At 71.6% G+C, this 19,188-nt stretch carries 16 protein-coding genes; 2 read left to right on the forward strand and 14 right to left on the reverse strand.

Annotated features, from left to right (window positions below; all coding sequences use genetic code 11):
• Positions 1–3 precede the first annotated feature (3 nt).
• The gene (locus ACWD1Z_RS05825; RefSeq protein ID WP_451115862.1) at positions 4–2,148 is read left to right on the forward strand and encodes an acetate--CoA ligase family protein; all 2,145 of its coding nucleotides are present in this window, start codon (positions 4–6) and stop codon (positions 2,146–2,148) included.
• A 122-nt stretch (positions 2,149–2,270) separates the two neighbouring features.
• The gene (locus ACWD1Z_RS05830; protein ID WP_451115864.1) at positions 2,271–3,656 is read left to right on the forward strand and encodes an OFA family MFS transporter; all 1,386 of its coding nucleotides are present in this window, start codon (positions 2,271–2,273) and stop codon (positions 3,654–3,656) included.
• A 69-nt stretch (positions 3,657–3,725) separates the two neighbouring features.
• On the opposite strand, the gene ACWD1Z_RS05835 is transcribed toward ACWD1Z_RS05830, so the two are convergent.
• The 14 genes from ACWD1Z_RS05835 to ACWD1Z_RS05900 form a co-directional block, all read right to left on the reverse strand.
• The gene (locus ACWD1Z_RS05835) at positions 3,726–4,763 is read right to left on the reverse strand and encodes a sugar phosphate isomerase/epimerase family protein (protein ID WP_451115866.1); all 1,038 of its coding nucleotides are present in this window, start codon (positions 4,761–4,763) and stop codon (positions 3,726–3,728) included.
• A gap of 81 nt (positions 4,764–4,844) precedes the next feature.
• Complete coding sequence (locus ACWD1Z_RS05840) at positions 4,845–6,254, reverse strand: alkaline phosphatase family protein (protein ID WP_451115868.1); 1,410 nt, start codon at positions 6,252–6,254, stop codon at positions 4,845–4,847.
• Complete coding sequence (gene eboE / locus ACWD1Z_RS05845; RefSeq protein WP_451115870.1) at positions 6,251–7,408, reverse strand: metabolite traffic protein EboE; 1,158 nt, start codon at positions 7,406–7,408, stop codon at positions 6,251–6,253. Before eboE ends, ACWD1Z_RS05840 begins: the two co-directional genes overlap by 4 nt.
• Before the next feature lie 3 nt (positions 7,409–7,411).
• Positions 7,412–8,260: a TatD family hydrolase gene (locus tag ACWD1Z_RS05850; RefSeq protein ID WP_451115872.1), complete on the reverse strand. Its 849-nt coding sequence runs from the start codon at positions 8,258–8,260 to the stop codon at positions 7,412–7,414.
• Positions 8,260–9,222, reverse strand: a complete 963-nt coding sequence (locus ACWD1Z_RS05855; RefSeq protein ID WP_451115874.1) for an EboA domain-containing protein — start codon at positions 9,220–9,222, stop codon at positions 8,260–8,262. The genes ACWD1Z_RS05850 and ACWD1Z_RS05855 overlap by 1 nt, the downstream gene beginning before the upstream one ends.
• A gap of 282 nt (positions 9,223–9,504) precedes the next feature.
• Positions 9,505–10,791, reverse strand: a complete 1,287-nt coding sequence (locus tag ACWD1Z_RS05860; protein ID WP_451115876.1) for an inositol-3-phosphate synthase — start codon at positions 10,789–10,791, stop codon at positions 9,505–9,507.
• A gap of 94 nt (positions 10,792–10,885) precedes the next feature.
• Positions 10,886–11,026, reverse strand: a complete 141-nt coding sequence (locus ACWD1Z_RS05865; RefSeq protein ID WP_451115878.1) for a hypothetical protein — start codon at positions 11,024–11,026, stop codon at positions 10,886–10,888.
• A gap of 43 nt (positions 11,027–11,069) precedes the next feature.
• Positions 11,070–12,068 (reverse strand): sugar phosphate isomerase/epimerase family protein, encoded by a 999-nt coding sequence (locus ACWD1Z_RS05870; protein ID WP_451115879.1) that lies wholly within the window; start codon positions 12,066–12,068, stop codon positions 11,070–11,072.
• A 14-nt stretch (positions 12,069–12,082) separates the two neighbouring features.
• Positions 12,083–13,234, reverse strand: a complete 1,152-nt coding sequence (locus tag ACWD1Z_RS05875) for a Gfo/Idh/MocA family protein (protein WP_451116332.1) — start codon at positions 13,232–13,234, stop codon at positions 12,083–12,085.
• 156 nt (positions 13,235–13,390) lie between these two features.
• Positions 13,391–14,428 (reverse strand): substrate-binding domain-containing protein, encoded by a 1,038-nt coding sequence (locus tag ACWD1Z_RS05880; protein ID WP_451115881.1) that lies wholly within the window; start codon positions 14,426–14,428, stop codon positions 13,391–13,393.
• A 17-nt stretch (positions 14,429–14,445) separates the two neighbouring features.
• A complete protein-coding gene (locus ACWD1Z_RS05885; protein WP_389421142.1) occupies positions 14,446–15,465 on the reverse strand; it encodes an ABC transporter permease in 1,020 nt (339 codons plus the stop codon).
• Complete coding sequence (locus ACWD1Z_RS05890) at positions 15,462–16,979, reverse strand: sugar ABC transporter ATP-binding protein (RefSeq protein WP_451115883.1); 1,518 nt, start codon at positions 16,977–16,979, stop codon at positions 15,462–15,464. The genes ACWD1Z_RS05885 and ACWD1Z_RS05890 overlap by 4 nt, the downstream gene beginning before the upstream one ends.
• 75 nt (positions 16,980–17,054) lie before the next feature.
• Positions 17,055–18,236 carry an ROK family protein gene (locus ACWD1Z_RS05895; RefSeq protein WP_451115885.1) on the reverse strand — a complete coding sequence of 394 codons (1,182 nt, stop codon included), beginning with the start codon at positions 18,234–18,236 and terminating at the stop codon, positions 17,055–17,057.
• Between the two features lie 168 nt (positions 18,237–18,404).
• Entirely contained in the window at positions 18,405–19,082 is a 678-nt protein-coding gene (locus ACWD1Z_RS05900) for a GntR family transcriptional regulator (protein WP_451115887.1), read from the reverse strand.
• Between the last annotated feature and the right edge of the window lie 106 nt (positions 19,083–19,188).

Genomic DNA, 19,188 nt, shown 5'->3' on the forward strand with positions numbered 1-19,188 from the left:
GTGATGGCCGAAGACCGGGCCCTGAGGGTGCGCACGCTCCTGGACTCCGTGCGGGCCGAGGGACGCACCGCGCTGACCGCGCCCGAGGGCAAGGTGATCGCCGACGCGTACGGGATCGCCGTACCCGGGGAAGAGCTCGCCACCGACGTCGAGGAGGCGGTGGCGTACGCGGCGCGCTTCGCCGGGCCCGTGGTGATGAAGATCGTCTCTCCGGACATCCTGCACAAGACCGACGCCGGCGGAGTGATCGTCGGCGTCGAGGGCGCCGCCGAGGTACGGGCGGCGTTCCGCACCATCGTCGACAACGCGCGGGCCTACGACGCGTCCGCCCGCATCGAGGGCGTCCAGGTCCAGGAACTGCTGCCCACGGGGCAGGAGGTGATCGTCGGCGCCGTGACGGATCCGACGTTCGGGAAGGTCGTCGCCTTCGGGCTCGGCGGGGTGCTGGTCGAGGTCCTCAAGGACGTCACCTTCCGGCTCGCGCCCCTGGACGCGGACGAGGCGCTGTCGATGCTGGACTCGATCCGGTCGGCGGAGATCCTGCGCGGGGTGCGCGGCCAGGCGGCCGTGGACCGGTGGGCGATCGCGGAGCAGATCCGCCGGGTGTCCCAACTGGTCGCGGACTTCCCCGAGATCGCCGAGGTGGACCTCAACCCGGTGATCGCCACCGCGGACGGTGCGGTCGCCGCCGACATCCGGGTGATCCTCGCGGAGAACCAGCCGCCGCCGCGCCGGACGTACACGCGCGAGGAGATCCTCACCTCGATGCGCCGGCTGATGCAGCCCTCCTCGGTCGCCGTGATCGGCGCCTCCAGCGAACCGGGGAAGATCGGCAATTCGGTGATGCGCAACCTCGTCGACGGCGGCTTCGCCGGGGAGATCCATCCGGTGAATCCCAAGGCCGATGACATTCTGGGCCGCAAGGCGTACAAGAGCGTCACGGACGTCCCCGGTGAGGTGGATGTGGCGGTCTTCGCGATCCCCGCCAGGTTCGTGGCCGCGGCCCTGGAGGAGGTGGGACGCAAGAAGATCCCCAACGCCGTGCTGATCCCCTCCGGATTCGCCGAGACCGGGGAACACGAGCTCCAGGCCGAGATCGTGGCCATCGCCGAACGGCACGGCGTCCGGCTGCTCGGACCGAACATCTACGGCTACTACTCGACGTGGCACGACCTGTGCGCCACCTTCTGCACGCCCTACGACGTCAAGGGCGGGGTGGCGCTGACCTCCCAGTCCGGGGGCATCGGCATGGCCATCCTGGGCTTCGCCCGCACCACGAAGACGGGCGTGTCGGCGATCGTCGGTCTCGGCAACAAGTCGGACCTGGACGAGGACGACCTGCTGACCTGGTTCGGTGAGGACCCGCACACCGAGTGCATCGCCATGCACCTGGAGGACCTCAAGGACGGGCGGGCCTTCGTGGAAGCCGCTCGGGCGACCGTACCGAAGAAGCCTGTCGTGGTGCTCAAGGCCGGCCGGACCGCCGCCGGAGCCCGTGCGGCCGGGTCGCACACCGGGGCGCTCGCGGGCGACGACGCCGTGTACGACGACATCCTGCGGCAGGCCGGGGTCATCCGGGCGCCCGGTCTGAACGACATGCTGGAGTACGCGCGCGCGTTGCCGGTGCTGCCCACCCCCCAGGGCGACAACATCGTGATCATCACCGGGGCCGGCGGCAGTGGGGTGCTGCTGTCCGACGCGGTCACCGACAACGGCCTGACCCTGATGGACATCCCGTCCGACCTGGACGAGGCGTTCCGGAAATTCATCCCGCCCTTCGGGGCCGCGGGCAACCCCGTCGACATCACCGGGGGCGAGCCGCCGTCGACGTACGAGGCGACGATCCGGCTCGGTCTGGAGGATCCGCGCATCCACGCGCTGGTCCTCGGCTACTGGCACACCATCGTCACGCCCCCCATGGTCTTCGCCGAGCTCACCGCGCGCGTGGTGGCCGAGTTCCGCGCGCGCGGGATCGAGAAGCCGGTGGTGGCGTCACTCGCGGGGGACGTCGAGGTCGAGGAGGCCTGCCAGTACCTCTACGAGCGCGGGGTCGTGGCGTACCCGTACACCACCGAGAAGCCGGTGGCCGTGCTCGGCGCGAAGTACCGCTGGGCGCGGGCGGCGGGCCTGTTGGGGGGCGGCTCATGAGGTGAGGGGGCACGGGGCCGGCCGACGGTGCGCGTCGGCCGGCCCCAGGACCCGTGCGCGCACGAAAGGCATGGGACAGGGGGCGCTGGCCAGATCTTTCGACGCAAGGGGTGCAACGAGCCGTGACAACCACCGACGTTACTCAGGTCGCCGCCTACCGGGAGGTGACCGACAAGAACGGACGCGTCTACCGGGTGGGCGAGTCCGACATCGACATCATGGGGCGCAAGCGCAAGTGGATGGTGATCCTGCCGTGGATCGGCATGATGGGCATCTCCTCCGCGGAGTACGCGTTCGCGTCCGCCGAGGACACCCTGCACACCGCGCACCAATGGAACAGCATGCACATCTTCTGGATGATGACCGTCTGGGTCTTCTTCCAGGCCGCGGTGGCCTTCCCCGCGGGCAAGCTGCGTGAGAGCGGCAGACTCCCGGCCCGCTGGGCGATGCTGCTCGGCGCGACGGGCACCCTGCTGGGCTATCTGTCGCTGGCCTTCGCGCCGCATGTCGTCTTCGCGTACATCGGCTTCAGCATGTTCAGCGGCATGGGCGCGGGCATGGTGTACGCCACCTGCGTCAACATGGTCGGCAAGTGGTATCCGGAGCGCAAGGGCGGCAAGACCGGCTTCGTCAACGGCGGTTTCGCCTACGGCTCGGTGCCCTTCGTCTTCCTCTTCAACGGCTACATGGACCTGACGAACTTCCGCTGGGTGCTGGTCTCGGTGGGTCTCCTGCTCGCCGGCATGGTCGGGGTCGCCGGCTACTTCTTCAAGGACCCGCCGAAGAACTGGTGGCCCGCCGCGATCGACCCGCTCAACCCGCCGAAGGACCCCCGCGCGGCCCGCTCGATGCGGATGAACCCGCCGGCGGTCCACCAGTACACACCCCGGGAGGCATGGAAGACCGGCCGGGTGGCTCTGATGTGGTTCTGTCTGGCCTGCACGTCCGGCGTGAACATCTTCGGCATCGCCTTCCAGGTGGACATCGGCGAGGAAGCGGGGTTCGCGGGCGGCGTCGTGGCCACGGCCATGTCCCTGAAGGCGATCGTCAACGGCACCGGCCGCGGAGTCATCGGCTGGCTCTCCGACCTCTATGGCCGCAAGCGCTGCCTGCTGGTGGTCTGCGTGATCCTGGGCCTGTCCCAGTACGGCATCCTCTGGTCGGCCGAGATGAAGAACCTGCCGCTGTTCCTGATCTTCTCGTCCATCTCCGGGTTCGGCGGCGGCGCCATCTTCCCGATGTTCGCCGCGCTCACCGCCGACTACTTCGGTGAGAACAACAACGCGTCCAACTACGGCATGGTCTACAGCGCCAAGCTCGTCTCCGGTCTGGGTGCGGGCATGGGTGCCGTGGTCGTCGGCGCCTGGGGGCACTCCGGCGCCTTCATCCTGGCCGGTTCCATCTCGTTGTTCGCCGGCTTCATGGCCCTGTTCCTGTCCCCGCCGGGCCGCGACAAGGACAAGCGCATCGTGCCCAATCCACAGCCGCTGGGCGACGAGACGGGGTGACATGACGGCAGGTCCTCCTGAGGAGGCCCTCCCCGCGATGGGGAGGGCCTCCTCATGCGGGTACGGCCGTCAGCAGTCCTCGCGCAGCGAGTGCAGGTGCTCGCTGGACCGCAGGGCGAAGGTGAAGGACTCGGCCGGGTTGTCGTGCTCGGCCTGCCAGTGATGGGCGAGCCGTTGGCCGCGCAGCCGGGTCACCCCGGAGATGAACCGCTGGTAGTCGATGTCGCCGTCGCCGACGTCGACCATGCGGTAGCCGTAGGTGTTCGCCGGGTCACTGACTCCGTCCTTCACATGGAACAGCGGGTAGCGGTCCGGCTGCTTGAGGACGTAGTCGAGCGGGTCGAAGGGCGCGGGTGTGCCGTCGGGCCGCTGGGAGAAGCGGAACTGGCCCGAGTACGCCCAGTAGATGTCCATCTCCAGGTACACGAGATCGGGGTCGGTCTCGGCGAGCAGGACGTCGTAGAGGCGGACCCTGGGGTTGTCGGTGGCGAAGGAGAACTCCTCGGAGTGGTTGTGCTGGTAGAACTTCATGCCGCGCGCCCGGGCCGCCGCGCCGTAGGTGTTGAACTCCTCGGCGGCGCGCTTCCAGGCGTCGACGGTCGAGCCGTAGCGGAACGGGTTCGAGGCGGTGCCGATGTGCTTGAGGCCGAGGGCCTGGGCGTCGTCGAGGACCTTGGTGAGGTTCTGGGCGAAGGTGTAGGCGTTCGGGTCGTCGGAGTAGTAGCCGACGTGGCTGCCGATGGGGTTCAGGCCGTGGTTCCGGGCCAGCCGCCTGAGCTGGGCGAGGGTGATCGGGCCCGCCGAGCCCTGGCTGTAACCGGCGAACTCGACCTCGTCGTAGCCGTACTTCTCCAGTTCGGCGAAGACGGCGGCGAAGCCGAGGGTGGAGACCTTGTCGCGCAGGCTGTAGAGCTGGATGCCGAGCCGGCCGGGCGGCAGGACGGGACGGCCGCGACCGGCCGCGGAGGGGGCGGCGCCGGTGACGGCCGTGGCGGGGGCCGCGGCGCCCAGCAGGGCGGCGGCGGTGGCGCCCGCGGCGACGCCGAGCATGCCGCGCCTGCTGAGGCGGTGGGTGAGGTCGGGATCGGTCCGGTGGGTGCGGCTCATGCGGGAACTCCTCGTGATCACAGGCCGTTGTCAGTGGTGAGTGCTTCACTTGGGACCAGTCGGATCTGAGGGGTTCATCCCTCAGGTGAGACCGGCGAGTCGGAGCAGCAGTGACTTCACATCGGTGGCCGCGAGGCGGTCGCCGACAGCTCGGGGGGTGGAGCAGATGAGGAGCGGACCGTCGTCGTCGCTCGCCGGAAGGCGGCCGTGGCTGCCGCGAATAGGTGAGGGATCCAGCGGCACGACCGCCATGCGGTAGCGCATGCCGAGCTTCTTGCGCGCCAGCGCGGTCGCCGCCTTGACCTTGACGTAGGGGTCGAGCGGGTCCATGAAGAGTTCGACCGGGTCGTAGCCGGGTTTGCGGTGGATCTCGACCAGTCGCGCGAAGTCGGGAGCGCGGGTGTCGTCGAGCCAGTAGTAGTACGTGAACCAGGCGTCCGGCTCCGCCACGGCGACCAGTTCGCCGGAGCGCGGATGGTCGAGATGGTGCGCCTTCTTGCCCTCGTCGTCGAGGAGTTGACCGAGTCCGGGCAGTCCGTCCAGCGCTGCGCGGGTGGCGTCGAGGTCTTCCGGGCGGCGGACGTAGACGTGGGCGATCTGGTGGTCGGCGACGGCGAAGGCGCGGGAGGTCATCGGGTCGAGGTACTCCATGCCGTCCTGGGTGTGGACTTCGAGGAGTCCCGCCCGGCGCAGGGCGCGGTTGATGTCGACGGGGCGGCTGACGCGCGTGATGCCGTACTCGGACAGCGCGACGACGGTACGGCCTTCCGCTCGGGCGTCGTCCAGGAGCGGCGCCAGGGCGGTGTCCAGGTCGGCGGCGGCTCGGTGGGAGCGGGGGTCGTCGGGGCCGTAGCGCTGGAGGTCGTAGTCGAGGTGAGGGAGGTAGCACAGGGTCAGATCCGGGTGCCGGGTCCGGATGATGTGGCGGCTCGCGTCGATGATCCACTGGCTGGAGACGATGTCGGCGCCGGGTCCCCAGAAGTGGAAGAGCGGGAACGTGCCGAACTTGTCGGTGAGTTCGTCGTGGAGGGCTGGGGGGCGGGTGTAGCAGTCGGGTTCCTTGCGGCCGTCGGCGTAGTAGACCGGGCGGGGGGTGACGGTGAAGTCGGTGTCGGCGCCCATGGCGTACCACCAGCAGATGTTGGCGACGGTGTAGCCGGGGTGGGCGCGGCGGGCGGCGTCCCAGAGTTTGTCGCCGGCGACCAGGCCGTTGTGCTGGCGCCACAGCAGGACGTCGCCGAGTTCGCGGAAGTACCAGCCGTTGCCGACGATTCCGTGCTCGGAAGGGTGGGCGCCGGTGAGGAAGGTCGACTGGGCGGCGCAGGTGACGGCGGGCAGGACGGTGCCGAGCGCGGCACGGGAGCCGGACTGGGCGAGCCGCTTGAGGTGGGGCATGTGGTCGAGGAGACGGGGGGTGAGGCCGACGACGTCGAGGACGAGGAGCGGGGTGGGGCCGGTGCCCGGTGCGGTCCGTGGGGTGCTCGTGCTCATGGGAGCTCCTTGAGGCCGAGGTCCGTCAACAGGTCACGGGCCAGGGTGAGTTCGGCGGCGATGCCGTCGGCGAGCTGGGCCCGGGTGGCGGGGCGCAGGGCGGGCGGGAGGGCCTGCCAGGTGTAGGTCTCGACCTCCAGATGGCGGGCGAGCGGGTGCGGGCCGCCGACCAGCCGGGCGAGGGCGGCCTTCAGGACGGGAAGCGTGGAGGTGAGGGGCGCGGCGGGGGCCGCGTGCAGCGGGACGTGGAAGTGGGCACGCCAGGGCGCCCCGTCGGGGATCGCCCGGCCGCCGAGGGCCTCGCCCAGGTCGTCGGTGCCGCGCAGGCCGGCGGCGGTGCGGGTGCGGGTCTGGTGCAGGAAGCGGGGCTCGTCGAAGGCGGCGAGGGCGTCGCGGACCTCGGGGAGGTGGGGGTGCTCGGCGTGCAGGGCCGCCGAGAGCTGGGATTTCACGACAGGCACCCCGGACGCGACGAGGGCGTCCAGGGCGGTGTGCGGATCTTCGAAGGAGGTGGCGAGGTGGCAGGTGTCGACGCAGATGCCGATGCGGGGGTGGTCGATCGCGGTGAGCGGGGCGATGGCGTCACCGGTGGTCTCGATGACGCAGCCGGGTTCCGGTTCCAGGCCGATGCGCAGGGAACGGCCGGTGAGCTCCTCCAGCGCGTCGAGCCGTTCGCCGAGCGTGCGCAGCGCGTCGTGGGCCGTGTCGGTGGGCCGGGTGCGCCAGGCGAGCGGGAGGGTGGAGATGGTGCCCTCGTCCACGTCGTCGGGGAGCAGCCGGGTGAGGACGCGGGCCAGGGCGGTGGTGTGGTCGAGGCGCTCGGGGTCGGTCCAGTCCGGCCGGTACACGCGGTACTTGACCTCTCCGGCGCCGAAGCCCTCATAGGGGAAGCCGTTGAGGGTGACGACCTCGAGGCCACGGCGGTCCAGCTCGCAGCGCAGGCCGCGCAGCGCGGACGGGTCGGTGACCAGGGCGTGGGCGGCGTCGCGGGCGAGCCACAGACCGATGCCGAGGCGGTCGCGGCCGAGCCGGCGGCGGACGGGTTCGCAGTGGTCCCGGAGTTGGGCGAGGATGCCGTCGAGGGTCTCGGCGGGGTGGACGTTGGTGCAGTAGGCGAGGTGGACGGTGGAGCCGTCGGGGTGGCGGAAACGCATGGGTCACGCTCCGCCGCGGAGGATCGAGTTGCCCTCGTGGGTGGCGTCGGTGACCGTGGCGTCCAGGTTCAGCCGGCCGCTGAGCCCGTAGAAGGCGACGGGGTTGCGCCACAGTACCCGGTCGACCTCGTCCTGGGTGAAGCCCTCGGCCAGCATCAGGTCGCCGACCCTGCGGGTCTTCAGGGGGTCGCTGCGGCCCCAGTCCGCGGCGGAGTTCACCAGTACCTGTTCTGGGCCGTAGGCACGGAGGATGGCGACCATCCGTTCCTCGTCCATCTTGGTGTCGGGATAGACGGAGAAGCCGAGCCAGCAGCCGCTGTCCTTGGCCTCCTTGACGGTGGTCTCGTTGAGGTGGTCGACCAGGACGCGGTCCGGGGGCAGTGCGGACTCCCGGACGACGTCGAGGGTGCGGCGCAGGCCGGCCGCCTTGTCGCGGTGCGGGGTGTGCACGAGGGCGGGCAGGTCGTGATCGGCGGCGAGCTGGAGCTGGGCGGCGAGCGCGGTGTCCTCGGCGGGGGTCATCGAGTCGTAGCCGATCTCGCCGACGGCCACGACCTGGTCCTTGACGAGATAGCGGGGCAGTTCGTCGAGGACGGGCGTGCAGCGGGGGTCGTTGGCCTCCTTGGGGTTGAGGGCGAGGGTGCAGTGGTGGGCGATGCCGTACTGGGCGGCGCGGAATGGTTCCCAGCCGAGGAGGGAGTCGAAGTAGTCGAAGAAGGTGGCCGGGGAGGTGCGGGGCTGGCCCAGCCAGAAGGAGGGTTCGACGACGGCACGGACGCCCGCGGCGTGCATGGCCTCGTAGTCGTCGGTGGTCCTGGACGTCATATGGATGTGGGGGTCGAAGATGCGCATCAGGACTCCTTGCCGTGGGGGTGGGCGCCGTGGGGGTGGGCGCCGTGGGGGTGGGCCGAGCCGTGCGGTGAGGGTGCGGGGCCGGACTCGGCCAGGGCCAGGAGGCGGTACAGGTCGTCGGGCACGGGGCGGCCGGCGGCGGTGCGTTCGGCGGCGTAGTCCGCGAGCATGCGGGCGAGTTCGGCGTCGGCGCGGGCGCGGTGCTCCAGGTCGGCCACCGCGCTGACGGACACGCCGGTGAACAGGCACTTCAGCACGGCGTGCCGCCACTGGTGGGCGTCGAGGTGCCGGGCCGCGTACGGGCCGACGGCGGCGGCGAGGAGCCCGGTGTCGTTGGTGCGCAGGGCGTCCTCGATCAGCGGGAGGGCGTCCGGGCCCGGCACGAGGTGGGGCAGGGCGTGCAGCACGGCGCGGCGCTCGGCACCGGTGCCCTGGTAGTAGACGCGGGTGAGGGCGGCGGCGTCGGCCCGGGCCGTGTGCAGGATGAGGACGCGGACGGCGTCGGCGTACGCGGAGCCGCAGCGCCGACCGGCCTCGGCCAGGCGCAACTCCCATACGGAGATGGGCCCGTGGGCGCCGGGATGGGCAGCGGCCTCGTCGAGAGCCTGATCCAGCCAGGCGCGAGCGGCTCCGCCGAGGTGGGTGGAGAGGTGGGCGTGGAGGGCGGGGGGTGGGGTGAGGGGGAGGGGGAGGGGGGCAGGCCCGTCGGTGGGGTGGCCGTCTTCGGTGCGGTCAGCATCGGCGGAGGGCTGGTCACCCTCGGCGGGTTGGCCCCCGTCGGTGAGCTGGCCCCCGTCAGTGAGCTGGCCCCCGTCAGTGGAGTCAGCACCGGCCGGGGACTGGTCGCCCTCGGGTGGGGGAGCCCCGGTGGTGCGGCGAGCCTCGTCCGTAGGGCGGGGGCCCTGGGTGGTGGCCTGGTTGCCCGTCGTCGGGGTGTCCGTCGTGGGGCGGGGGTGGGTCATGGGGTGCTCCCTTCGGGGGTGGCGGAGGGATCGCCGGGGTGGGGGGACTCGGTGACTGCGAGGACTGCGTCAAGGGGGAACGGGAGACAGAGTTCGGCGGCGTGGGAGTGGCGGGGCGCTTCCATGCCGGTCAGGCCCTGGTGACCGGTGCCGAAGGAGGCCGCGAGGACGGGCGGGAAACCCCGCGGGCCCGCCCGCCGCCACTGCCCCGCCCCCGGCAGCCCCCGCCGCCAGCAGGCGCGGCCCGCCACTGGCGCCGATCCCCGCGAGGCCGCCCCCCTCTCACCGTTCCTGCCCCGCCCTTTCACCCGCCGACTCCTGTCCGCCCGCATCACCGGCCCGCTCCCGCCCGCCACCGTCAGCCGCCCATTCCCGCCCACCACCATCAGCCGCCCTTCCCCGTCCACCACCATCAGCCGCCCGCAGCCCATCCCGCAGCCCGCCCGCCTCAGCCGCCGCCCCCAGGCGTCCCGCGAACCGGATCAGTTCCGTGTACTGATCCGCCAGGGCCGCGGGGCCCTCCCCCAGTGGGTCCTTGAAGAAGAAGCCGAGTTCCGTGAGCGGGCCGGACAGGCCGGTCTCGTGGGCCCGGGCCGTCAGGCGGGCCAGGTCCAGGACCAGGGGAGCCGCCAGCGCGGAGTCGCAGCCCTGCCAGATGGTCTGGAGGATCATCCGCGCGCCGAGGAAGCCGTCGAAGGCCACGTGGTCCCAGGCGGTCTTCCAGTCGCCGAGGGCGGGGACGTCGTCGATGTGGACCTGGCCCTCGGGAGGGGTGGCGAGGGTGTCGGCCAGGACGCGCTCCTTGCCGGCGTTCTTGGCCGCGGCAGCCGCCGGGTCGGCCAGCGCCGCTCCGTCGCCGCCGCCCAGCAGGTTGGTGCCGGACCAGGCCCGCACCTCCAGGGCGCGTTGGGTGAACATCGGGGCCAGTGCCGCCCGGAGCAGGGTCTGGCCGGTCTTGCCGTCCCGCCCGGCGTACGGGAGCCCGGACTCGGCGGCGGTGGTGGCGAGGACGGGGTGGTGCAGGCCCGTGGACGGGGTGAAGTTGACGTACGGGCAGCCGGCGCGCAGGGCCGCCGCCGCGTACAGGGTGCTGGGCGGGAGGTCCTGGTCCGTGGGTGCGGGTTCGGTGGAGGCCACGTTCACCACGACCGCGCGGGTCAGGCCGAGCCGTCGTACGAAGTCCTGGATGTCGGCGGCGAAGGCGGTGATCAGCGCGTCGGGGTCCCGGGTGTCCCCGGGGAGGGGGCCGCCGGGCCTGATCTCCCGTTCGGCGACGGCGAGTTCGGAGGACACGGCGGTCGGCAGGCCGGGCGGGAGCACGCCGCCCGCCGCCAGCTCCTCCGCGCGCTTGGGCAGCGGGCAGTCCACGGTGTCGTGGCCGCCGAAGACGAGGGAGGGCAGCGGGGGCAGCCCCGCGGAGGCGAAGGGCGGGGTTGCCGTGACCATGCCCGTCGGCGGATGCAGCCCCGCGGAGACCGCGGCACAGCCCGCGACCACCGTGGTGGCGACGGAGCCACGCGCTCCGATCAGCCACACTCCGACTCGGGATCCAGAACGGGACACGGTCATGGGCAGCCTCCTTGTCGTGAGCGGAACCCCGGTGCTCCCCCGGAGGGGGTGGAAGACGGCGGGCGGGGGTCCGGCGTCCCCCGCCCGCCGTCGCTCAGTAGCCCTGGACGGGCAGTTCCTTGATCCGGACGTGCCGCCACAGGCGGGGGTGCTCGCCCTCCACCCGGATCGGCACGCGGCCGAGGAGCGGGCTCGTACCCGTGGCGACCGTTGCCGGTCGGGCCGTTGATCGCATGGCGTGCTCCCCTCCTCAACCGGTGGTGGCGGTGGCGTCGGCGTCAGTTGCCGAAGGCGGCGTCGAAGGAGGCCGACGGAGGATCGAAGTCGTACGCCTTCAGGCGGGCCAGTGCCTCCGGGGCGCCCTGGATGCGGTCCATGCCCGCGTCCTCCCACTCCACCGAGATCGGGCCCTGGTAGTCGATGGAGCGCAGCATCCGGAAGACGTCCTCCCACGGGACGTCGCCGTGGCCGGCGGAGACGAAGTCCCAGCCGCGGCGCGGGTCGCCCCAGGGCAGGTGGGAGCCCAGCCGGCCGTTGCGGCCGTCGAGACGCTTGCGGGCCTCCTTGCAGTCCACGTGGTAGATCCGGTCCCGGAAGTCGTAGAGGAAACCGACCGGGTCCAGGTCCTGCCACACAAAATGCGAGGGATCGAAGTTCAGGCCGAAGGCCGGGCGGTGCCCGACCGCCTTCAACGCGCGCTGGGTGGTCCAGTAGTCGTAGGCGATCTCACTGGGGTGGACCTCGTGGGCGAAGCGGACGCCCTCGGCGTCGAAGACGTCCAGGATCGGGTTCCAGCGCTGCGCGAAGTCCTCATAACCGCGCTCGATCATCGACTCGGGCGCGGGCGGGAACATCGCCACCAGATGCCAGATCGCCGAACCGGTGAAGCCGATGACGGTGTCCACCCCGAAGGCCGCCGCGGCCCTGGCGGTGTCCTTCATCCGCTCCGCCGCCCGCTGCCGCACCCCTTCCGGATCGCCGTCGCCCCACACCGCGCCGGGCAGGATCGCCTGGTGGCGTTCGTCGATGATGGCGTCGCAGACCGCCTGCCCGGTCAGGTGGTTGGAGATCGCCCAGCACTTCAGGCCGTACTTCTCCAGCAGCTGACGCCGCGAGTCGAGATACGAAGGGTCGGCCAGGGCCTTGTCGACCTCGAAGTGGTCGCCCCAGCAGGCGAGTTCGAGACCGTCGTAACCGAAGTCACGGGCCAGACGGCAGACCTCCTCCAGCGGGAGATCGGCCCACTGACCGGTGAAGAGCGTGAAGGTGCGCGGCATGACCAGGGGCCTCCTCAGACCGCTATGGGGGTGTAGACGGAGTTCTTCTCGGCGCTCTCCTCCACCGCCGCGAGGACGCGCTGCACCTGGAGCCCGTCGGCGAAGGAGGGGTCGGGCTGCCGGCCCTCGGCGATGGCGTGGACGAGGTCGCGGGCCTGGTGGACGAAGGTGTGCTCGTAGCCGAGGCCGTGGCCCGGCGGCCACCAGGCGTCCAGGTAGGGGTGTTCGGGCTCGGTGACGAGGATGCGGCGGAAGCCGCCCTGGGTCGCGGGCTCCGTGCCGTCGTGGTAGGAGAGTTCGTTGAGCCGTTCCAGGTCGAAGGCCAACGAGCCGTTCTCGCCGTTGAGTTCGAGGCGCAGGGCGTTCTTGCGGCCGGTGGCGTAGCGGGTCGCCTCGAAGGAGGCGACGGCGCCGGAGGTGAAGCGGGCGGTGAACAGGGCCGCGTCGTCGACGGTGACCTGGCCGGTGTCCCCGTCGGCCGAGACGGCGGCCAGCCCCTGCACGGCACCGCCGGGCAGCGGCCGTTCGCGTACGAAGGTCTCGGTGAGGGCGGAGACCCCGGCCAGCTGCTCCCCCGCCACGTACTGCGCGAGGTCCACGATGTGCGACCCGAGGTCGCCGAGCGAGCCCGAACCCGCGTACTCCCTGCGCAGCCGCCAGGTCAGCGGGAAGCCGGCGTCCACCAGCCAGTCCTGGAGGTACATCACCCGCACATGCCGCAGCCTGCCGATCCGCCCTTCGGCGACCATCCGGCGGGCGAGGGCGGTCGCGGGCACCCGGCGGTAGTTGAACCCGACCATTGCCAACTGGCCGCGTGTGTACGCCTCTTCGGCGGCGCGGGCCATCACCGAGGCCTCCTCGACCGTGTTGGCCAGAGGCTTCTCGCACAGGACGTGCTTGCCCGCGGCGAGGGCGGCGACGGCGATCTCGGCGTGGCTGTCGCCGGGGGTGCAGATGTCGACGAGGTCGACGTCGTCCCGGGCGATCAGCGCACGCCAGTCGGTCTCGGCCGCCGCCCATCCGTGCCGGTCGGCCGCCGCGCGCACCGCCGCCGCGTCCCGTCCGCAGATCGCGGCCAGCACGGGCCGCCGGGGCAGGTCGAAGACGCGCCCCGCGGTGCGCCACCCCTGGGAGTGGGCGGCGCCCATGAAGGCGTAGCCGACCATGCCGATCCGAAGCGGCGGCTTCTCCACCTCAGGCTCCGCCCCAGAATTCACGCCAGGATTCACCTCCGGATTCACCTCCGGATCCACCTCAGGCCCTTCTGACATGCGAGTGTCCTCCTCGAACTCGTGGGAGTGGCGTCCGGCGCACGGCACGGCCTACTTGAAGCCGGTGGGCATGTACTGGTCGACGTTGTCCTTGTCGACGACGGCCGAGTACAGGGTCAGCGAGGCCGGGATCTCGAACTCGGCGAGGCCGCCGACTCCCTTGCCCTGGCCGAGCGCGCGGGCCAGGTCGATCGCGGAGGCGGCCATGGTCGGCGGGTACAGGACCGTCGCCTTGAGGACGCCGTCGTCCCGCTTGATGGCCTGGAAGGCGGAGAGCGCGCCCGCGCCGCCGACCATCAGGAAGTCGTCGCGGCCGGCCTGCTCGATGGCGCGCAGCGCGCCCACGCCCTGGTCGTCGTCGTGGTTCCACAGCGCGTCGAACTCCGACTGGGCCTGCAGGAGCTGGGCCATCTTGGCCTGCCCCGACTCGACGGTGAACTCGGCTGCCTGGCGGGCCACCTTCTTGATGTTGGGGTAGTTCTTCAGGGCGTCGTCGAAGCCCTTGGTGCGCTGCTGGGTGAGCTCCAGATTGTCCAGGCCCGCCAGTTCGATCACCCGCGCCCCGGACTTCCCCTTGAGCTTCTCCCCGATGTAGTGGCCGGCGTTGAGGCCCATGCCGTAGTTGTCGCCGCCGATCCAGCAGCGGTACGCCTGCGGGGAGTTGAAGATGCGGTCGAGGTTGACGACCGGGATGCCCGCCCGCATCGCCTTCAGGCCGACCTGGGTGAGGGCCTTGCCGTCGGCCGGCAGGATCACCAGGACGTCGACCTTCTTGTTGATCAGCGTCTCGATCTGGCCGATCTGCTGGGCGGTGTCGTTGGAGCCCTCGGTGATCTCCAGGGTGACGTCGGAGTACTTCTTCGCCCGGTTCTTGGCGTTGTCGTTGATGGCGTTGAGCCAGCCGTGGTCGGCCTGGGGCCCGGCGAAGCCGATGGTGACGGCCTTGCCGGGCTTGTCGTCGGCGGCCGGCTGGTCGTTGGCGGCCGGTTCGTCGTCGGACTCGTTGCTGGTGCAGCCCGCGAGCAGGGCACCCGCTCCCACGGCGGCGGTCCCGAAGAGCAGTCCTCTACGGCTGGTGAACTCTGGCATGGCGGTGAACCCTTTCCTCAGGTCGTGCTCGCGGTACGGCGCTGGACCAGCACGGCGGCGACGATGATCGCGCCCTTGGCGATCTGCTGGACGTCGCTCTGCAGGTTGTTCAGGGCGAAGATGTTGGTGATCGTGGTGAAGATCAGGACGCCGAGCACGGAGCCGGTGATGGTGCCGCGGCCGCCGCTGAGCAGGGTGCCGCCGATGATCGCGGCGGCGATGGCGTCGAGTTCGTAGAGGTTGCCGTTGGTGTTCTGACCCGATCCGGACAGGATGATCAGCAGGAAGGCGGCGATGCCGCAGCACAGTCCGGACAGCAGGTACAGGTAGAGGCGCTGGCGGCGGACGTCGATGCCGGCGAGCCGGGCGGCCTCGGAGTTACCGCCGACGGCGACCGTGCGGCGGCCGAAGGTGGTGCGGTTCAGGATCAGCCAGCCGATGACGGTGACGACGGCGAAGACCATGACGAGCGGCGGGATGCCGAGGACGTAGGCGTCGCGTTCGCCGAGGTCGAGGATGCTGGGGATGGTGACGATCTGGGTCTTGCCGTCGGTGATCTGCAGGGCGAGGCCGCGCGCCGAGGCGAGCATGGCGAGCGTCGCGATGAACGGCACCATCCCGCCGTACGCGATGAGCAGGCCGTTGACCAGGCCGCAGCCGACGCCGACCAGGACCGAGGTGAACAGGACGCCGCCGAAGCCGTAGTCCTGGGTCGCCACCGTGGTCGCCCATACCGAGGCCAGGGCGACGATCGCGCCGACCGACAGGTCGATGCCGCCGGAGGTGATGACGAAGGTCATGCCGACGGTGACGACACCGATGACGGAGGCCTGGGTGAGGACGAGTTGGAGGTTGCGGGTGTCGAGGAACTCGTCCGGCTTGGTGATGCCGCCGATGACGACGAGCGCCGCGAGCACCCCGAGCAGGGAGAGGGTGCGGACGTCGGCGCGGGCCATCATGCCCCGCCAGGCGGGGGGTTCGGCCGCGGGTGCGGTCTTGCCGGTGCTGTCCCTCGGTGGGGACGCGTGCTGCGTCATGACGCCGGGCTTCCTTCCATGACGAGGTCGAGGACACGGTGTTCGTCCAGGTCGCGGGCGGACGCGGTGTGCACGACGCGCCCTTCGCGCAGGACCAGGACACGGTCGGCGAGGCCCAGCACCTCGGGCACCTCGCTGGAGACGAGCAGCACGGCGAGTCCTTCGTCGGCGAGGCGCCGGACCACCGCGTAGAGCTCGGCGCGGGCGCCGACGTCGACGCCGCGGGTGGGTTCGTCCAGGAGCAGCACCCGGCAGCCGCGCAGCAGCCAGCGGGCGAGGACGGCCTTTTGCTGGTTGCCGCCGGACAGGGTGCGTACGGGCACGGCGGGGTTGTCGGGCCGCAGTGACAGCTCGCGCGTGGCGGCCCGCGCGGCGCCCAGTTCGGCGCCCCGGTCGATCCAGCCGGCGCGCGCGAAGCGGGACATGGAGGAGACCGAGACATTGCGGGTGACGGACTCCAGCATCAGCAGGGCCTGCGCCTTGCGTTCCTCGGGGGCGAGCCCGAGTCCGGCCCGGACGGCGGCACGCACGCTGCCCGGCCGCAACGCCCGCCCGTCCACGAGGACCTGCCCGGCCGAGGGCTTGCGCGCCCCGTAGATCGTCTCCAGGATCTCGGACCGGCCCGAGCCGACGAGTCCGGCGAGCCCGACGATCTCCCCGGGCCGCACCTCCAGGTCCAGTGGCTCGAACTCGCCCTCGCGGGCCAGCCCTTGGACCTGGAGCACGGGCGGGCCGGCCGCCACGCCCACGGGCCGGTCGGGGAAGACGTACTCGACGTTGCGGCCCGTCATCAGCGCCACGACATCCCGGGTGGGCGTCGACTTCGCCGGCAGCCCCACCGCGACGGCCCGGCCGTCCTTGAGCACGGTCACCCGGTCGCCGATGCGCCGGATCTCCTCCAGCCGGTGCGAGATGTAGACCACGGCGACGCCGTCGGCGGTCAGGTCGCCGACGATCCGGAAGAGGTTGTCGACCTCGTCGGGGTCCAGGGCGGCGGACGGCTCGTCCATCACGATCAGCCGTACGTCGTGGGAGAGCGCCCGTGCCATGGAGACGATCTGCTGCTGGGCCGCGCTCAACTCCCCGACCAGCCGCCCCGGTTCGATCTCCGGGTGCCCGAGTCGACGCAGCAGCCGCGCGGTCGACGCACGGGCGGCCTTGCGTCGTACGACGAAACCGGCGGCCGTCGGTTCATGGCCGAGGTGGACGTTCTCGGCCACCGACAGGTGCTCCACCAGGTCGAGTTCCTGGTAGATGGTGGCGATGCCCAGGCGCATGGCGGCGATCGGGGAGCGCAGCGTGACGTCCTCGCCGCGCCAGCGGATGGTGCCGGTGTCGGGCTGGTGGGCGCCGGCCAGGACCTTGATCAGGGTGGACTTCCCGGCCCCGTTCTGGCCGAGCAGACAGTGCACCTCGCCGGCCTGGACATCGAGGTCGACTCCGTCGAGGGCCCGGACACCGGGGAAGGACTTGGTGATGCCGGACATGCTGAGCAGCGGTGGTTCTGGTGCCATGAGCTCCCCTTGGCGGGCGTGCGGGCCGGTTCAGGGCAGGGCGAAGCAACGGGACGTGCCGGTGAGCGAGTGGGCCTACGCGGGTGAGAACAGGTGGTCGCTGATGAGCCGGGCCGCGCCGATGACTCCGGCGGTGGGGCCCAGCTCCCCCAGCACGATGGGCAGGTTGCCGGTCGCCAGCGGCAGCGACTGGCGGTAGACCTGGGTGCGGATCGCGGCGAGCAGGGTGTGGCCGAGGCCGGTCACCCCGCCGCCGATCACCACCAGGCCCGGGTTGAAGAAGCTGACCAGACCGGCGATGACCTGGCCGGTGCGGTTGCCGCCCTCGCGGATCAGATCGAGGGCGGTGGCGTCGCCCGCGGCGGCCGCGGCGGCGACGTCGACGGCGCTGAGTCCGCCGCTCGCCTCCAGGCGTGCGGCGAGTTCGGCCGACCGCCCCTGCTGGGCCGCCTCCACGGCGTCCCGGGCGAGGGCCGCCCCGCTGAAGTGGGCCTCCAGGCAGCCCCGGTTGCCGCAGGCGCAGGGCCTGCCGTCGGGCACCGCCTGGATGTGCCCGATGTCGCCGGCGCTGCCCGTCGTACCGCGGTGGACACCGCCGCCGACGACGATGCCGCAGCCGATGCCGGTGCCGATCTTGACGCAGAGGAAGTCGTTCACGGAGCGTGCGACGCCCGCGTGCTGCTCCCCCATCGCCATCAGGTTCACGTCGTTGTCGACCATGACCGGGCAGCCCAGTTCCTGGCTGAGCGCCTCCCGCACCGGGAAGCCGTCCCAGCCCGGCATGATCGGCGGCGCGACCGGCACGCCCTCGGGAAAGCGGACCGGGCCCGGGACGCCGATGCCGGCGCCGTCGTACCCCTCCGCGAGACCGGTCGCCCGCAGCTTGGCGGCCATGGCGAGGACCTGCTCGAAGACCGCGACCGGGCCTTCGCGCACGTCCATGGGGTGGTTGAGGTGGCCGAGGATCTCCAGCTCGGCGTTGGTGACGGCGACGTCGACCGAGGTCGCGCCGATGTCGACGCCGAGGAAGCGGAGCCCCGGGTTGAGCCGGATGTTGTGGGAGCGCCGGCCGCCGCGCGAGGCGGCGAGTCCGTCGGCCACGACCAGGCCCGTCTCCAGCAGCCGGTCCACCTCCACGGCCAGCTTGGACCGCGACAGGTCGACCTGATCACCCAGCTGCGCACGGGAGTTGGGCCCCCCGTCGCGCAACAGCTTCAGCAGCCGGGCCTGATGGGCGTTCGCGGGTCGCGCCGTCATACGTCTCACGTGCCCCTCCCCGCCTGTTTCGGCCACCAGTTGCCGGGCTTTCGAGGGGAACGTAGCAGCGGCTGCCGTGGCTGGGAAGAATCTGTGCACGAATTGGCGACGACTTCTGCCACTGAGAGGACAAAGCCGGGTGGTGTCCTCCTCGGCCCCGCGGCGCCGTCAGGACCGCTGGCGGGCGTGGTACGAGGTGCGGGTGTGCTCGGTGTGATCGCGCATGAGCGCGGTGGCGCGCTGCTGGTCGCGCTCGGAGATCGCCGCGATCAGCCCCCGGTGCTCGATCCAGGACTGCTGCCCGCGCTGCCGGGCCACCGGCGTGTAGTACCACCGCACCCGGCGGTCGACCTGGGCGGCGAGTTCGGCGAGGACGGCGTTGCCCGCGAGTTCCATGACCTTGGCGTGGAAGCGGGCGTTGATGGCGACGGCGCCGTCCACGTCGTCCGCCTCCACCGCGCGCTCGCCCTCGGCGCACAGCTCCTCCAGGGCCGCGATCCCGGCGGCTCCGGCGTTGGCGGCGGCGAGCCGGGCCGCCTCGGCCTCCAGCAGGGTGCGCACGGTGAGGAGCTGGTCGGCCTCCTCCTCGGTGGGCTCGTGCACGAAGGCGCCCTGGGCGGGCCGCAGATCGACCCAGCCCTCGGTGTTCAGGCGTTGCAGCGCCTCGCGCACCGGCTGCCGGGACACCCCCAGATGGCCCGCGAGTTCGCTCTCGACCAGATGCTGGCCGGGGCGCAGGGCGCGGGTGGTGATCAGTTCGAGCAGGGCCTCGTAGACACGGTCCCGCAGCGGCCCGGGCCGTTCGAGCTTGGGCACCGCCCCCTGCGGAAGTCCTGTCGACAACATCGCGGTCCCCCTCCAGAGCCGTCGGACAGCACAGTATGGATTGTCTTTCGTCTACAGTCTACGGCGCTCCAGGGCCAGGGACAGGGGGAGTTGGCCTTGTCACACC

The sequence above is a fragment of the Streptomyces sp. NPDC002784 genome, from assembly GCF_053592135.1.

Coding starts and splice junctions, on each gene's coding strand:
- ACWD1Z_RS05825 (WP_451115862.1), top strand. CDS start 4: ATGGCCGAAGACCGGGCCCTGAGGGTGCGCACGCTCCTGGACTCCGTG.
- ACWD1Z_RS05835 (WP_451115866.1), bottom strand. CDS start 4,763: ATGAGCCGCACCCACCGGACCGATCCCGACCTCACCCACCGCCTCAGC.
- ACWD1Z_RS05840 (WP_451115868.1), bottom strand. CDS start 6,254: ATGAGCACGAGCACCCCACGGACCGCACCGGGCACCGGCCCCACCCCG.
- eboE (WP_451115870.1), bottom strand. CDS start 7,408: ATGCGTTTCCGCCACCCCGACGGCTCCACCGTCCACCTCGCCTACTGC.
- ACWD1Z_RS05850 (WP_451115872.1), bottom strand. CDS start 8,260: ATGCGCATCTTCGACCCCCACATCCATATGACGTCCAGGACCACCGAC.
- ACWD1Z_RS05855 (WP_451115874.1), bottom strand. CDS start 9,222: ATGACCCACCCCCGCCCCACGACGGACACCCCGACGACGGGCAACCAG.
- ACWD1Z_RS05860 (WP_451115876.1), bottom strand. CDS start 10,791: ATGACCGTGTCCCGTTCTGGATCCCGAGTCGGAGTGTGGCTGATCGGA.
- ACWD1Z_RS05865 (WP_451115878.1), bottom strand. CDS start 11,026: ATGCGATCAACGGCCCGACCGGCAACGGTCGCCACGGGTACGAGCCCG.
- ACWD1Z_RS05870 (WP_451115879.1), bottom strand. CDS start 12,068: ATGCCGCGCACCTTCACGCTCTTCACCGGTCAGTGGGCCGATCTCCCG.
- ACWD1Z_RS05875 (WP_451116332.1), bottom strand. CDS start 13,234: ATGGTCGGCTACGCCTTCATGGGCGCCGCCCACTCCCAGGGGTGGCGC.
- ACWD1Z_RS05880 (WP_451115881.1), bottom strand. CDS start 14,428: ATGCCAGAGTTCACCAGCCGTAGAGGACTGCTCTTCGGGACCGCCGCC.
- ACWD1Z_RS05885 (WP_389421142.1), bottom strand. CDS start 15,465: ATGACGCAGCACGCGTCCCCACCGAGGGACAGCACCGGCAAGACCGCA.
- ACWD1Z_RS05890 (WP_451115883.1), bottom strand. CDS start 16,979: ATGGCACCAGAACCACCGCTGCTCAGCATGTCCGGCATCACCAAGTCC.
- ACWD1Z_RS05895 (WP_451115885.1), bottom strand. CDS start 18,236: ATGACGGCGCGACCCGCGAACGCCCATCAGGCCCGGCTGCTGAAGCTG.
- ACWD1Z_RS05900 (WP_451115887.1), bottom strand. CDS start 19,082: ATGTTGTCGACAGGACTTCCGCAGGGGGCGGTGCCCAAGCTCGAACGG.